Consider the following 13,354-nt stretch of genomic DNA (forward strand, 5'->3'; position numbering starts at 1 on the left):
GCGCCGATGTCCTCCGCACCGCATGCCGCTGGTCTAGCAGTCACTGTCGTGGGCATCGGCAACGTGCTCCTCGGTGATGAAGGGGTAGGCGTTCACGTGATCCGGTACCTGCGTGACTGTCCGGAACCAAGCGCAAAGCTGGCGATCGTCGACGGCGGTACCCTGAGTTTCAATCTGCTGCCGGTCATCGAAACCGCCGGAAGTCTCATCGTCATCGATGCTGCGATGATCGGAGATGAGGCTGGAGCGGTTCGCGGCCTGGTTGGTGACGAGCTCGACGCGTTCCTCGGCACCTCGAAGCATACCGCGCACGAGATCGGGCTGAAGGAACTGTTCGACATGGCTCGGATGGAGGACCTTCTGCCGCATCGTCGCGCGCTGATCGGTATTCATCCTCAATGCATCGATTGGGGCGAAGGCCTGAGCGACCGAGTCGCAACGGCGGTGCCGTTGGCCGCCGGATTGGTGCTGCGCCTGGCTCGCAAATGGGTCCGCGCCGATCGGCTCGCGGCGCTCTGATGAACAGGAATGAGACCATCGAATCGCGCGGTGAGACAAGGCTGTTCGAAATCGTGGGTCGTGTCCAGGGTGTTGGATTTCGACCGTTCGTGAAGCGTCTCGCGGACGCTCACCAGATCGTGGGCTGGGTGAAGAACGAGGCGAGCCATGTGTCCGTGCTGGCCAGCGGCGAGCCTGACGCGCTCGACCGCTTTGCGGCCGGCCTGATCGCCCAAAGGCCACCGTTGGCGCGGCCGATGATCAAGTCGGTTAGCCCGCGACCACGAGCCGACTTTTGCGAATTTTCGATCCTCGAAAGCAAATCTGGTTCGACTCGCGATGCGGAGCTACCGCCCGATTTGTTCCTCTGCGACGACTGTCTCGTCGAGATAGATGATCCATTGGAGCGCAGGTACCGCTATCCTTTCACCAATTGCACCCAATGCGGCCCGCGATACACCATTATCACAGCCCTGCCCTACGACCGCCGCAACACCTCGATGGCGGGCTTCGAACTGTGCCGAAACTGCCGGCACGAGTTTGAGGACCAGCAGGACCGCCGGTTTCACGCGCAGCCTTTGGCATGTCCCGAGTGCGGCCCGAAATTGATCTTCAGGAAAGCGAATGACGAGGAGATCTCCGGCGGCGAGCAAGCGCTTGCCGCCGCTGTCGAGGCCTTGCGCTATGGCCTGACGGTGGCTGTTCGCGGTATCGGCGGGTACCACCTGATGTGCGATGCGACGAATGAGACCGCGGTGCTCAGGCTTCGCAACAGGAAGGGACGGCCTGACAAGCCGCTTGCCGTGATGGTGCCGGGTGGCAACGACCGGCATCGATTTGCCAGAACGATCGCTGATCTCGATGAAATCGAAGAAGCGGCCCTCTGCGATCCCGTTCGGCCCATCGTCCTGGTGCGGCGGCGCGCGGGCGCGCCGGTCGCGGCTGCCGTTGCGCCCGGACTTGGCCAGGTCGGGTTGATGTTGCCCTATAGCCCGTTGCACCACCTGATCCTGAGCGAATTTGATGGTGTGCTGGTCGCGACGAGCGGCAACATCAGCGGCGAACCTGTGATCACCGATCCGGACGAGGCCGAGGAGCGGCTCGCCCGCTGCTGCGACGCCTTCCTGCACCACGATCGTCCCATCCAGCGCCCTGCCGACGATCCGGTCTGGCGGGTGATGGGCGGGCGGACCAGATCGATCAGGCTCGGCCGCGGTTCGGCACCCATCATCCTGCACAACGCCTATGCGGCGGCTGACGCCGTGCTCGCCTGCGGAGGTCAACTCAAGGCGACGGTGGCGCTCGGGCTAGGCGACCGGGTCGTCGTGTCGCCACACATTGGGGACATGGGATCCTTGCGCTCACAAACAACGCTGAAGCAGGTAGCTAGCGATCTTCAAAGACTCTATGCGACGGATGCAACATGTATCCTCCACGATGCTCATCCGGATTTCACGACGACGCGATGGGCTCTGCGGCAAGAAGTGCCCGCAATCGGGATCCAGCACCATGTAGCGCACGCATCTGCGCTGGCCGGGGAGCATGGTTGCAAGGAGAAGATGCTGGCGTTCACCTGGGACGGTCTGGGGCTTGGGACCGATGGCACCTTGTGGGGCGGCGAGACCTTGTACGGGTCGCCCGGACAATGGCAGAGGGTCGGCAGCCTGCGTCCGTTTCGGCTCATCGGCGGCGACCGCGTTGCAGTCGAGCCGTGGCGCAGCGCGTACACGCTGTCGTTGGAAGCCGATCATAGGTGGGACTGCGTCCACACCCATGCAGCCGCCTACCGCCGTGCCTGGGCTGCCGGGGCCGGCATGATGTCCAGCTCGGTCGGTCGATTGTTCGATGCCGCCGCAGCAATGGTGGGCCTCATCGAGCACTGCAGTTACGATGGCCAGGCGCCGGCGCTGGCTGAGAGCATGTCAGGTGAAGTCATCACCGAGCCCGCTCTGCCGGTCCGCCCCCAGGGCGAGATCCGGCGGATCGACTGGACTCCCCTGGTTCCAATGCTCGTGGATTCGTCCTTGTCCGTTGGCGAGCGGCTCGGACGCTTCCACGGTTCATTGTCAGCAACCCTGGTTCGCGAGGCCCTGCATCATGGCGCGGCCAATCGCACCAGTATCATCGGACTGACGGGCGGCGTGTTCCAGAACAAGCTGCTCACCGAGCATGCGGCGGCCGCTCTGATCAGCCACGGCTTCCAGGTTCTCTTGCATGAACGCATACCGATGAATGACGGTGGACTGAGTTATGGTCAGGTCGTTGAATTTTCTGCGCGGAAAGCCCCATGAAACCTGGTGACGCCAAGCACTCCTCGCGCGACCTGAGCCGCATTTCGCTGGCGCACGGCAATGGCGGCAGAAGGATGCGTGAGCTGATTGAACAGGTCTTCCGCCGACATCTCCACAACGACCTGTTCGATACAAGTGCCGATGCAGCGATCTTACCGATGCTGCCAGCCGGCAGTTTTCCGGCCCTGACCTCGGACGGCTTTACGGTGGATCCGCTGGAGTTTCCAGGTGGCGACATCGGAAGTCTGGCGATCAACGGCACCGTCAATGACCTCGCAGTGTCGGGAGCAGAGCCGCTCTACATCGCGCTGAACTGCTTCATCGAGGAGGGCTTCGAACGGGAGCGCCTCGAGCGCCTTGTCGCATCCATGGCCGCCGCGGCGCGGGCCTCATCGGTCAAGGTGGTGACGGGCGACACCAAAGTCCTCCGCAATGGCGAGGGTGGCGGGCTTTATCTGGCGACAACCGGGCTTGGATTTCGCAGCCCTGACATCGCCCTTGGCCTCGATCAGATCCTCCCTGGCGATCGCATCATCGCCAGTGGCTCGATCGGCGATCATGGAACGGCCGTCCTGCTTGCCCGCAAGCAATTTGGTCTCACGGGAACGCTACAGTCGGACTGCGCCAGCGTTCTGCCGCTTGCTAGAAGCGCCCTAATGCAGCAGGGCATCCGATTCATGCGCGACCCGACCCGGGGCGGACTGGCAAGCGTCGCCCACGAGATCGTTCGATCAACAGCAAAAACCGTGCGCCTGTTCGAGCGTAAGATTCCGCTGCGCGATGAAGTGCAGGCCGTCTGCGATATGCTCGGCTATAATCCGCTCTATCTAGCCTGTGAGGGCAGGATCGTGGCTGTCGCCGATTCCCCGTCAGCCGAACGGCTGGTGCAGGCTTGGCGCGGCCTGCCGGGTGGAGAAGACGCAGCGGAAATCGGCGTCGTGGGCGAAGATGGGCCTTACGTCGTGTTGGAAACGGAGCTCGGCGGCGAACGGTTGGTCGAGGAGCTCGATTCCGACCCGCTACCACGAATCTGCTGAGCTTCGCGGATCTTGAGCCGAAGGTCTTTCATGGCCTGTTCGATCTCGTCGGTCTCGCACTTCAGTAGTTCAGGGACATAGGCAATTTCGATAAATTCGCCGACAAGATCACCGCCGGTGTTGTATTGCTGCCCCCACCATACGCCGGCCACGGCCGTTTCCGAAAAGATGCATGATCCCACGCCCCTAAAACTTGCCTCGACCTGCCCGTTGCCAAGAAAGTCGCGTAGCGCGGCGGTACCGCCTACAGGCAACGGAAGCCGGCGCAGATCGATGCGAAAGCTCGTCCCCGATTCGACGATCTCCGCCAACTTTGCGCTCACTTCCGAGAGCAGCGCCGCGATGATTGGATCAGAAACGAAATTGCCGTTGCCAGTCATTATCAACGTCCTCAGGGACTTGCCCCACCCGCATGGATCGGCAGCGTCCGGCTTGGGCCGCCAGCGGTGACGCATGACGTGCCCGTAGCCATTCACCGAAGGCAATGCGCGCGACCCGACAACGCCGAAAACTTCCCACGGCGCGCCCAACGCTAAGGGCGCGAGCTTTGCACATCTCCCGTCCAGACGCTATTGTCGCATTTGGGGGCTGGGTAATCTCGCATGACGACGCCGGAGGGCGGGGAGCAGACCTGGCTCGGTATCGCGATCCGGGGACTTCAATGAGCATTGCGCGTACGTCAATTCGGTTGCTGGCCATGGCGGTCGTCGCGGTTTGGTCTTGGCGCAGCGGTGCGGCGCAGACGCTCGACGGGGCACTGGCTCAAGCCTACCGCAACAACGAGACGCTCAATGCGGAACGCGCCAATCTGCGGGCGACGGACGAAGAGGTGCCCCAGGCGCTCTCCGGTTATCGCCCGCGCATCGAAGCGACCGCGGAGGCCGGTCCTCGTTACCTCAACGAGAAGGGAGCCGATGGCGCGCAGCAAAGCTCGACCACCACCCCTCGCGGCGTCGGGGTGACGGCAAGCCAGTCCATCTTCAACGGATTCCAGACGGCAAACCGGGTGCGTGCGGCCGAGAACCAGGTGCTTGCCGGCCGGGAGGCGCTCCGCGTCATGGAGCAGACCGTGCTGGTGGATGCAGCGACCGCCTATATGGATGTACTGCGCGATGCCGCGATCCTTGAACTGCAGAAGCGTAATCTCGACCTACTGGGAGAGCAACTGAACCTAGTCCGTAACCGGCAAGCGAGCGGTGACCTGACCACTGCCGATGTGGCGCAAGTGGAAGCTCGCCTTGCCGCGGCGCGGACAGCGGTGCTCGCGGCTCAGGCGACGTACAACTCGTCGCGCGCCACATTCGCTCGCGTAATCGGCAGCGAACCCGGCAAATTGACGCCCGGCCAACCGGTGGATCGCTTTGCTCCTGCGACGCTCGAGGCCGCCATCGCACTTGCGCGCACCCAGCACCCGGCCCTTCTTGCCGCCATGTACGGCGTCGATATCGCGCTTCTGCAGACCAAAATTGCCGAAGGGGCGCTGTACCCGATGGTGACGCTGGAAGGTAGCGTGAAACGCCGCTGGGACATCATGCCCGACCAGAATCTGATGTTTCCGGCGACGGGCACCGATGCGTCGATCATCAGCCGGGTGGTCATTCCTCTCTATCAGGGGGGCAGCGAGTACGCCAAGATCCGCCAATCGAAGGAAATGACCGGTCAGAAACGACTGTCGCTTGAAGCGGTGCGCAAGCTCGCACGGGCCACCGTCGTGCAGGCGTGGAGCGCGGTTGCTGCAACGAGGGCGCAGGTCGATTCGGCGCAAGCTCAGGTGAAGGCGGCCGAGTTCGCACTCGAATCCGTCCGGCGCGAGTTCGGCGCCGGCCAGCGCAGCACGCTCGAGCTGCTCACGGTTCAGCAGGAGCTGCTGAATGCGCGGATCGCCCTGGTCATGACTCAGCGGGAGCGGGTGACGTCCTCCTACGCGCTGCTCGCGGCCGTTGGCCGGCTCGCTCCTGGCGTTCTCGGATTGCCGACAGAATCCTATGATCCGTCGGTGCACTATCATCAGGTCAGGGATTCCTGGTTCGGGGTGCGCACACCCGATGGCCGCTGATGCCGCTTCCGACTGCACATCGCTACGGACTCATGGGAGAAGTTATTTGTTCCGGGAGCCAACTCGGCGCGCTCGGGCGATTCCGGCTCGGCGGAGCTCCCGATTTCTGCGGAAAACCAGCTGATCCCGTTGTTGGGCTATGCCAACCGCTTTGCCAACCACGCGGCGATGATCATCCCGGCGAGCGCCAGCGCGCTCGCGATAGCGAACATGACGTTGGACAACCCATATGCCAGCAACAGGCCGGCGGCGCCCGACCCCAGGGCCTGACCAAGGCTGGTGACCGCAATCCATCGGCCCAAATCCTCGCCCTGATGCTCGCCCGCAATCAGGGAGGTCCAGTAGGTGATAATCGGGGCAGCCACACCCGCCGCCATCGCAATCGCGCCGACGCCAAGCGCAAGTGCTGGCGCAGTTGTCGCGGCCGAGGCGAGAGCAAGAGCGATCCCAAGCATGCCCAGCGCGGGCGCGATCAACCAGCGCGTCGCCTTCGGCGGCACAACCGGCGAGAACACGAGTATTTGGGCGAGCAGCATCACAGCGCTGCACTCGGCGAGCATCAATCCGATGGTCAACCCGGAGGCGCTTGAGCCAAGATTGCCGCGCAAGGCCAGGTGAACGTCAAGAGCAGCAACAGCGCCCGCAACGATCGCGGCCAGCACAAGCAAGCTCTTGGAGGTTCGTTGGTCATCGGCTCCGCGGAGGGTATGCATTGGCATGTGAACTGGAGGGTCTCTTCGAGACGGGAACTGTGCGCGCGATCACGCAAGCGCTAACCAGCGCAAGCACGATTGGCCAAAACAGCGGGGCTCCGGCCTCAAGTTGAGCTTGCTTCGAACTCAGGATGGACAAGGTGCCGCCGAGCAGCGGACCAACCATAAAGCCGATCATGGTTGCCGCTCCAATCCAGGCGAACCGCCGCGCACGCCACCCATCGTCGGGCGACCAGTCACCAACGGTCGCGAGCGCCACGGGTGTGATTGCCGCTGCCGAAACCCCGGCCAGCGCTCGCGCCGTGTAAAGAAGCAACAAGTCGCCTGCAAGTTCGAACAGCATCAGGCTGGTGGAAAATCCTGCAAGACCCAGGATGAGCACCGGTCGACGGCCCCAGCCGTCCGAGATCCTCCCAAGGAAGGGAGCGGAAACGAAAATGGCAGCCGTGTAGGCCGCCGTCATGAGACCTGTATGCCGCGATATCGTCGCGGGATCATCGAAGCCGGACACGGCCGCAATCCGCGACGGCAGGTTTGGCAGAATGATGCTGAACGCCAGGGCGGTCGCAAAGGCGGCGAGTACCAATGCCCCCCTGGTTGTGAGCGGCAAGCCGCGGTTGGAAACACTATCTGACATCTTGCGGTCTCGTTCAACTGGAGACCTTAAACAGCTGCACAATCGATAAACAAGCCTGCGCGTGCTGGTTGGATGCAGTGACGCCTCACCGACTATAGAAGTGATCATCCCTTGAGCATCCATGATCATCTAGCGGGCATTGGTCTGTTGACGCAATTCGCTCAAAGATGACGCGCTTTCTGGTACGACGCGCAAACGCGCCCCGTCGTCTCCGTGCGATGCTCGCCGCTTCAGCTGACAAATTCGGAGGGGGCGCGGAATTCTCGCGAACTTGGCGGTGACCACAGGGGTAAGCCAACCGGAAGCTCAAGTGCTGCTGTGCAGTGGACGTACCCTCAACGAAGATGCTCAGGGCTAGAAAACTCTTGATCCGCCTCCGCCAAAAGAGCCGGCTCACGGGACCATTATCCTTCCGACCTGATCAGCCATTTAGATCGTTCGAACGCGGCTTTCCGGGGGATGACACGAACGGCAGGCGGCTCACTCACCCGCGCTCCGCAATGGGTCCACACGAAGTGAAAGCTGAATCGGGGTCGGATTCTGTAAGATGTCCAGCACGGGGCAATGACGGTCAACGATTTCTTTGAGGCGCGCCAACTCGCCTTCGGGAGCCGGACTGTCCAAAATTACCTCGGCTTCAATGACTTGATAACCCGGCCGAACGTCCGCTTCGACGTCGAACAAGCCGCGCAAGTCAATCCTGCCGGAAAGCCGAACCGAAACGCCATTGAGGGGAATGCCAAGCGCGTCGGCATAGAGGCGGTAGGTGATTTCCTGACAAGAGCCTAGGGCAGCCAAAATGTACTCCACTGGGTTCGGTCCTGTGTCCTGCCCGCCGAGGCCCGCTGGCTCGTCGACCTGGACGCTGAACTGGCGAATCGCGACGGCGCTGTCAACGCCATCTCCGAGACGGGATTGCGCTCGGAAGGTCGCTAACGCTTGGGCAGGGTCAGCGCTCAGCGCAGCCTGCGCGCTCGAGAACACCTCCTTGAACTTGAATGCCATTTATTCCTCGACGGGTTGTGACGGTCGCGAAAAGCGATGGTTGTACAGATCAAACGGCCTATCAATCGGTCCGCACAGAAAACGACGGGCGTCATCTGAACCAAGAGCTCACGGCTATTTCGTCCTATTGATGCGATGGAGGAAAGACAAATTCCGCTGTCCGGGCAACGAAGACCAAGAACTCGAATTCTCCACCACTCCCGCGCGATCAATCAGGATGGCGATCGCATTCTTCCAGGCTTGAGGCAGATCAACACACGTCACGGCTTGCACGGCAATCTCACGGACCCTGCTAGGGACCGGTGGCGAAGCCGCGACGGGAGATCGACATGGCATACCTGGAGACCGAGGTGATAGCGGCGCACCGCCACATTCGCCGCCGCACGGTGGCATATGTGCTTCTCGGCACTTTGCTCGCCAGTTATTTATCCTATCCCTATGTGACCCTGTATCGGCTTGATCGGGCCTTGGAAGCCAGCGATACCCGCGTGGTTGCAGAACTGATCGACTGGCCGAGCATTCGGACGCAGCTGAAGACGGACGTTACGACGTCGCTCGCAACGCAGGCCTATGGCGCAAGCGGGCCGGAAGCGATTGGCGCGGCTTTTGCGCTGGCGTTAAGTCCATATGTGTTCGACCCCGTAGCCGAGCGCGTTATCTCGCCGTCCGGACTCATCGCCTGGTATTCGGACGCACGAAGATCGGGCCGATCGAGCACGTTATGGGAGGCAACGAGCTACGCGTTCTTCCGGACCCCGACGCGCTTCCTAGTCACACTGAGGATGAACGAGCCGCAATATCCGAATATCGAATTCGAGATGAGATTGAAGGGTTTGAGGTGGCAGGTCGATCACCTGGTCTGGCCGCGCGCGCGCGGTATCGCCGTTCCCGGGTCCGGCGCATCCGGACCGACGACAGAATGATCAATCGCAGCCACTCATGAGCGCGCTTGCACTTGCAGCAGCCCCGCGAAGCTTGCGGATGAAGGCGTTCACAATTGATGACGGCGGAGACGAGGGGCTCATAACTCGAGCGCCACTCTTAACCGGGCCTTCTCGAGCCGCCGACTTACCGCTGCCAAGCGGGTGATGAATTGATTGAGCTCCTCACCTTCAAAGCCCGCGAAAACGATATCGGCGGCGGCTTGCTGCTGCTCGCTATCGCGGCTTAGCTGCTTGAGCGCCTTGCGTGACAATGAAAGCCGAACGACCCGCCGGTCCAACGGGCAAGGCTTGCGCCCCACCAGCCCGGCCTTTTCAAGCAGCTTGGATTGGGTTGTGACAAAGGATCCATTAACATGCAACATCCTCGCAACGGCATTGACCTGAACGCCGTCGCCGGTGTCCAGATCGGAAATGGCCATTAGGATCATCCATTGCGGCCCGCTGATGCCGAGCGCTCGGGCCAAAATCTGCCGAAGCTCCTCCAGATGGGCATTGATCGCCGTGATTGCCCAGGTCAGGCGATTGGCCGTCTCACTCTCGCGCTTCCAGTCTGTGCTCTTGGTCGCGGACATCGTTCTTTCCGTCACAGCGTAACGCATTCCGGCGGCAGCACGGCGTCAGTGCATGCCGCCGCCGGCTGCTTCTTTGCGATCCTTGAACGAGTTCGTTTTATGACATTGGTGGCATTGATTGATCTGCGTGCTTCCGTGCCCACCCATCGAACCAGCCGAAAAATGTTCGGTAAAATGGCTCGGCGGGGCCTGATGGCATTGCGCACAGATCTTTGACGCGGGAGAGGGATGCAGAAACCAAGTGATCCGCCATGTCTCGGTGTCATGGCAGCTTGCGCAATTGCGTCCCAGGAGCTCCTGATGTGGGTCCTGATTACTGTGGCAGCTCGCACAATCCAGCGCACTCCTCTCCACCCCAGGTGAGACGGAAATTCCGAGAAAATCCGCCATATCCTTGACCATCTGCCGGGTTACTCCCGGATGGCCTGCCGCTCCGATGGCGAGGTGTGAGCCAATTCGCGCGAGCGCCGCGTGATCCATTCGGGTCGGCCGGCCTGCCGCTTGATGTTCGCTATGGCAGCCGCGGCAATCCTCGACCGTGGCGTGGAAGGCAGTCGGCTGCTTGGCCAGATCCGCGGCGGCGTTGGCGTGGCATTTGATGCAGGTCTGAGCTTCAACACCGCGCGCAGGTGTATGACACGCTTCGCACTTGCCGCTCAAGAACGCATGCTCCTTGGAGAGGGGACCAGGCTGGAAGGTTTCTTGCCATCCCGGAATAGAGGCCGATCCGGTGCGATAGAGCATCGCGATGGCGGTTCCGCTGGCAAGCAGCCCGGCGACGACCAGCAGAAGGTAAAAGGCATTGAGCGGCTTCACGACAGCCACCGCAGCCCGTAGTAAATTTCTCCTGCGATGTGCAGGGCGAGCAAAGTGTACATGAGGATTGCGGCCACGACATGCGCCACGATCCAGCGCATCGACACCTTCTTCAGGATCTCGCGCGAGCCGATGGCATATTCGAGATCGGCGATGCCTTCAACGACCTGCAGCATCGAAACGTTCTGCAGGGCTGGCGCGCTGATATTAGCGGCAGCGGCGTCCTCGAGGGCCTGGCGCTCGGCAAGGGCTTCCGCTGCCTGATTGTAGGTCGCGCGAAGTGTCCCCAGGTGCGACTCCGCCTCCTTCAGCTCAAGAGACGTCTGCGGCAGGTAATATCGGCCGATGAACCCCGTCGCCACCACGATCAACATCGTGACGAGAAGCGCGATTCCGAGTTGGCTCTGGTATTTGTGGCCGGTGTGAAGAATGGCCAGAAACGCGCCGAAGACACCGGCATAGACGTGAAACGCCAGCAGCGCGCGCAGCGACACGACGCGAGTCACCCATCGCTTGAGCCAAGCCGTATATTTGACGAGCGGATAGATCAGAAGCAAGACCATCAAGGTGGCAGCGGCCACCCCGAGCACAAAGCCTGTCAGGCTTCCGGCAAAGCGCGGCGCGGTGTGAAACAGGAATGCTGGCACCAGGAAGAGGATGACAGAGAGCACGGCCTCGGTGATCTGCCGTTCGGTCTGATTCATCTCAGGCCTCGACAACCAGATTGCCGACGGATTTGGCTTGGCAGGCGAGGATGATGTTCTGGGTCTTGTCCTCGGGTGTCAGGGCGTCCTCGACCTCCATCGTCACCTGACCTTCGAGGAGTTTCGTCTTGCAGGTACCGCAAACCCCGACGCGGCAGGCGTAGTCGATCGACACTCCATTGGACTCGGCGACCTCAAGCACGGTCTTGTCGGGCGGCAGGGCTGCGATTTTGTTGGCCTTGGCAAACCGAATGGTTGCCGTCGCCGGCCCTAGAGCAGGTGCGGCAGGCGGCGCACCCGCCGCCGCGGGAGCAGCCGGCTCGGCTGAGAGCACCTGTGTCACCCCCGGTGGCGGCACGGCGCCGCGCGCTGGTCCGAACGCCTCGGTCTTCACCTGGTCAGACGGCACCCCGACTGTCGCAAGGATCTTCTTCATGGCCTCCATCATGCCGGGCGGGCCGCAGAGGTGGACGCGCCGCTTTTGGATATCTGGAACCGATTGGCTCAGGAGCTCCTTGGTCACGTGACCCTGCGGTCCCATCCAGGAGGTGCCCTCTGCGCGCGCCATGGTGGCGATCACGTGCAGGTTCGGCATGCGGCGTTGCAGATATTCAAGCTCGTCGCGAAAGATGAAGTGCTCGGTGGTCTGGACGCCGTAGACGAGAAAAATGTCGCCCCGCCAGGCGGTATCAAACAGATAGCGTATGGCAGCCATCAAAGGGGTGATTCCCACCCCGCCACCGATCAGGACGACGCTGTCGGCCTCCTTGCCTCTGAAGGTGAACGCGCCAAAGGGCGCAGTGACTTCGATCAGATCGCCTTGTTTGACCTTGTCATGCATGTAATCGGAGAAGATGCCTGGCTCCTCCCGCTTGATGGTCGTCTCCACATAGGCGGTCTGTGCGGCCGACGAGGCGATGGTGTAGGAGCGCCGCACGAGCTTGCCATCAATTTCAGCGGTATAGGTGAGAAACTGCCCCGGCAGGAAGGTAAAGGGAATGGGACCGCCGTCGGGGCTCTTGAGTCGAAAGGTTTTGACGTCGTTCGTTTCGCGAAAGATGCCGGCGACCTGTAGTTTGCCTTTCCAGGGCGAGGATGCGGCGGCAGGACTTGCCGCCGCAACTGCCGAGCTTGGCGGGGCAGCTTCACCCGCCCGGGTCGATGGAGGCGTACCCGGAGATGCGGCAGGAGGTGGTGTGGTGGGCGGCGGCGCACTTGGCGGCCCCGGAGTAGCTACTCTGCCAGATGCAGTGGCGAGAGCGGGAGCGCTCGTCAATCTTTGCACCAACAGGTTGGCACGGCGCAGACGCAGAACATACACGAGGATCATGGCCACGGTGAATGTCGCCAGCACCGCCATTGTGACGACATGAAACCACGACAATCCAAGCCCCGCATCGTTCGAAGCCGTCAGGGCAGGAAGATTCAGTTGTGTCCTGAACCAGTCCAGCGCGATCTGCTGTGGGGGCTTTCCTTCTGAAAGCGCCCGAAGCGTGGTAGCCGCGCTCTTCGCCTGGTTAAGCGCATCCCGAAGCCGCGATGTAGCCTCCTCCGCGCCCTTGGAATCAGCCCTCGCATTCGCCTGGCGAAGCGCCGCTTCAGCGCTGGCGATCTCTTCTGTGGCGGTATTGAGCGCCGCGCGCGTTTGCGACTCGATGCGCTGGCGCTGCTCGGCTGAGAGGCTCGGCATCTCCATCAGCGACGGATAAAACGCCTTGCGCGGACGGCCCCCCATCATTTCGCCCATCCCGCCCATGCCGCCGCCGTGGCCTGCGCCGCCCGGGGATGCGCCTCCCATTTCTCCCATCCCTGCGCTCGGCGGGCCCATTGGCGGCCTCGACGGGACAGGCGGAAATCCCATGCTGCCCGGCGCCGCTGGATTCGCTGGCGCAGATGCATTCGGATGATGGGATTCGTGCCCCCCTTCCGTCTGCGCATCGGCGTGGAAGACAGAAAGGCTCACGAACGTGGCTGCTGCAATCCGGGCCAACCATGAACGGCGACGTTGAGATGCGAACGGCACGAAAGAGACTCCCGAACTTCTATTATGAGAGAGCATCATCTGGCAGAGAACACAACCC

The 13,354-nt window shown here is 62.0% G+C and carries 13 protein-coding genes; 5 read left to right on the top strand and 8 right to left on the bottom strand.

Translation table 11 applies throughout. From position 1 onward, the window contains the following. The first annotated feature begins 6 nt into the window (after window positions 1-6). The 3 genes from ACVIJ6_RS38875 to hypE are packed head-to-tail and all read left to right on the top strand — an operon-like array spanning window position 7 to window position 3,826. On the top strand, window positions 7-519 hold the full coding sequence (locus tag ACVIJ6_RS38875; RefSeq protein WP_049819852.1) for a HyaD/HybD family hydrogenase maturation endopeptidase: 513 nt from the start codon (window positions 7-9) through the stop codon (window positions 517-519). Further along, window positions 519-2,789, top strand: a complete 2,271-nt coding sequence (gene hypF / locus ACVIJ6_RS38880) for a carbamoyltransferase HypF (RefSeq protein WP_250173149.1) — start codon at window positions 519-521, stop codon at window positions 2,787-2,789. The genes ACVIJ6_RS38875 and hypF overlap by 1 nt, the downstream gene beginning before the upstream one ends. Then, on the top strand, window positions 2,786-3,826 hold the full coding sequence (gene hypE / locus ACVIJ6_RS38885; RefSeq protein WP_049819854.1) for a hydrogenase expression/formation protein HypE: 1,041 nt from the start codon (window positions 2,786-2,788) through the stop codon (window positions 3,824-3,826). Before hypF ends, hypE begins: the two co-directional genes overlap by 4 nt. On the opposite strand, the gene ACVIJ6_RS38890 is transcribed toward hypE, so the two are convergent. Next, window positions 3,745-4,206, bottom strand: a complete 462-nt coding sequence (locus ACVIJ6_RS38890; protein ID WP_080672103.1) for a hydrogenase expression/formation C-terminal domain-containing protein — start codon at window positions 4,204-4,206, stop codon at window positions 3,745-3,747. The two genes, hypE and ACVIJ6_RS38890, sit on opposite strands and share 82 nt — an antisense overlap. Before the next feature lie 281 nt (window positions 4,207-4,487). Here ACVIJ6_RS38890 and ACVIJ6_RS38895 point away from each other — a divergent pair, with 281 nt between their 5' ends. Next, on the top strand, window positions 4,488-5,882 hold the full coding sequence (locus ACVIJ6_RS38895) for a TolC family outer membrane protein (protein WP_080672085.1): 1,395 nt from the start codon (window positions 4,488-4,490) through the stop codon (window positions 5,880-5,882). Between the two features lie 137 nt (window positions 5,883-6,019). Here ACVIJ6_RS38895 and ACVIJ6_RS38900 read toward each other — a convergent pair whose 3' ends face one another. The 3 genes from ACVIJ6_RS38900 to ACVIJ6_RS38910 form a co-directional block, all read right to left on the bottom strand. Next, window positions 6,020-6,544, bottom strand: coding sequence for a hypothetical protein (locus ACVIJ6_RS38900; protein ID WP_155253175.1), 525 nt, complete (start codon window positions 6,542-6,544; stop codon window positions 6,020-6,022). Between the two features lie 25 nt (window positions 6,545-6,569). Next, a complete protein-coding gene (locus ACVIJ6_RS38905; RefSeq protein ID WP_196235980.1) occupies window positions 6,570-7,232 on the bottom strand; it encodes an MFS transporter in 663 nt (220 codons plus the stop codon). Window positions 7,233-7,712: 480 nt separating this feature from the next. After that, window positions 7,713-8,237, bottom strand: a complete 525-nt coding sequence (locus tag ACVIJ6_RS38910; protein WP_028133071.1) for an OsmC family protein — start codon at window positions 8,235-8,237, stop codon at window positions 7,713-7,715. A gap of 329 nt (window positions 8,238-8,566) precedes the next feature. Here ACVIJ6_RS38910 and ACVIJ6_RS38915 point away from each other — a divergent pair, with 329 nt between their 5' ends. After that, window positions 8,567-9,160, top strand: coding sequence for a DUF2939 domain-containing protein (locus ACVIJ6_RS38915; RefSeq protein ID WP_028133072.1), 594 nt, complete (start codon window positions 8,567-8,569; stop codon window positions 9,158-9,160). A 98-nt stretch (window positions 9,161-9,258) separates the two neighbouring features. Here ACVIJ6_RS38915 and ACVIJ6_RS38920 read toward each other — a convergent pair whose 3' ends face one another. From ACVIJ6_RS38920 to ACVIJ6_RS38935, 4 genes are read right to left on the bottom strand one after another with little or no spacing between them, the layout of a single operon-like run. Beyond that, a complete protein-coding gene (locus tag ACVIJ6_RS38920) occupies window positions 9,259-9,753 on the bottom strand; it encodes a MarR family winged helix-turn-helix transcriptional regulator (protein WP_028133073.1) in 495 nt (164 codons plus the stop codon). Between the two features lie 45 nt (window positions 9,754-9,798). Next, on the bottom strand, window positions 9,799-10,569 hold the full coding sequence (locus ACVIJ6_RS38925; protein ID WP_080672104.1) for a cytochrome c3 family protein: 771 nt from the start codon (window positions 10,567-10,569) through the stop codon (window positions 9,799-9,801). Then, window positions 10,566-11,273, bottom strand: a complete 708-nt coding sequence (locus ACVIJ6_RS38930) for an iron reductase (protein ID WP_028133075.1) — start codon at window positions 11,271-11,273, stop codon at window positions 10,566-10,568. The genes ACVIJ6_RS38925 and ACVIJ6_RS38930 overlap by 4 nt, the downstream gene beginning before the upstream one ends. Window position 11,274: 1 nt before the next feature. Continuing rightward, window positions 11,275-13,071 (bottom strand): 2Fe-2S iron-sulfur cluster-binding protein, encoded by a 1,797-nt coding sequence (locus tag ACVIJ6_RS38935; protein WP_456777205.1) that lies wholly within the window; start codon window positions 13,069-13,071, stop codon window positions 11,275-11,277. Between the last annotated feature and the right edge of the window lie 283 nt (window positions 13,072-13,354).

It is taken from the genome of Bradyrhizobium sp. USDA 4369 (genome assembly GCF_054056435.1).

Excerpts from the sequence above, each read along its gene's own strand:
- ACVIJ6_RS38935 (WP_456777205.1), bottom strand. The coding sequence starts at position 13,071 with ATGGGAGGCGCATCCCCGGGCGGCGCAGGCCACGGCGGCGGCATGGGC.
- ACVIJ6_RS38915 (WP_028133072.1), top strand. The coding sequence starts at position 8,567 with ATGGCATACCTGGAGACCGAGGTGATAGCGGCGCACCGCCACATTCGC.
- ACVIJ6_RS38895 (WP_080672085.1), top strand. The coding sequence starts at position 4,488 with ATGAGCATTGCGCGTACGTCAATTCGGTTGCTGGCCATGGCGGTCGTC.
- ACVIJ6_RS38875 (WP_049819852.1), top strand. The coding sequence starts at position 7 with ATGTCCTCCGCACCGCATGCCGCTGGTCTAGCAGTCACTGTCGTGGGC.
- ACVIJ6_RS38890 (WP_080672103.1), bottom strand. The coding sequence starts at position 4,206 with ATGACTGGCAACGGCAATTTCGTTTCTGATCCAATCATCGCGGCGCTG.
- ACVIJ6_RS38910 (WP_028133071.1), bottom strand. The coding sequence starts at position 8,237 with ATGGCATTCAAGTTCAAGGAGGTGTTCTCGAGCGCGCAGGCTGCGCTG.
- hypF (WP_250173149.1), top strand. The coding sequence starts at position 519 with ATGAACAGGAATGAGACCATCGAATCGCGCGGTGAGACAAGGCTGTTC.
- hypE (WP_049819854.1), top strand. The coding sequence starts at position 2,786 with ATGAAACCTGGTGACGCCAAGCACTCCTCGCGCGACCTGAGCCGCATT.
- ACVIJ6_RS38920 (WP_028133073.1), bottom strand. The coding sequence starts at position 9,753 with ATGTCCGCGACCAAGAGCACAGACTGGAAGCGCGAGAGTGAGACGGCC.
- ACVIJ6_RS38905 (WP_196235980.1), bottom strand. The coding sequence starts at position 7,232 with ATGTCAGATAGTGTTTCCAACCGCGGCTTGCCGCTCACAACCAGGGGG.
- ACVIJ6_RS38930 (WP_028133075.1), bottom strand. The coding sequence starts at position 11,273 with ATGAATCAGACCGAACGGCAGATCACCGAGGCCGTGCTCTCTGTCATC.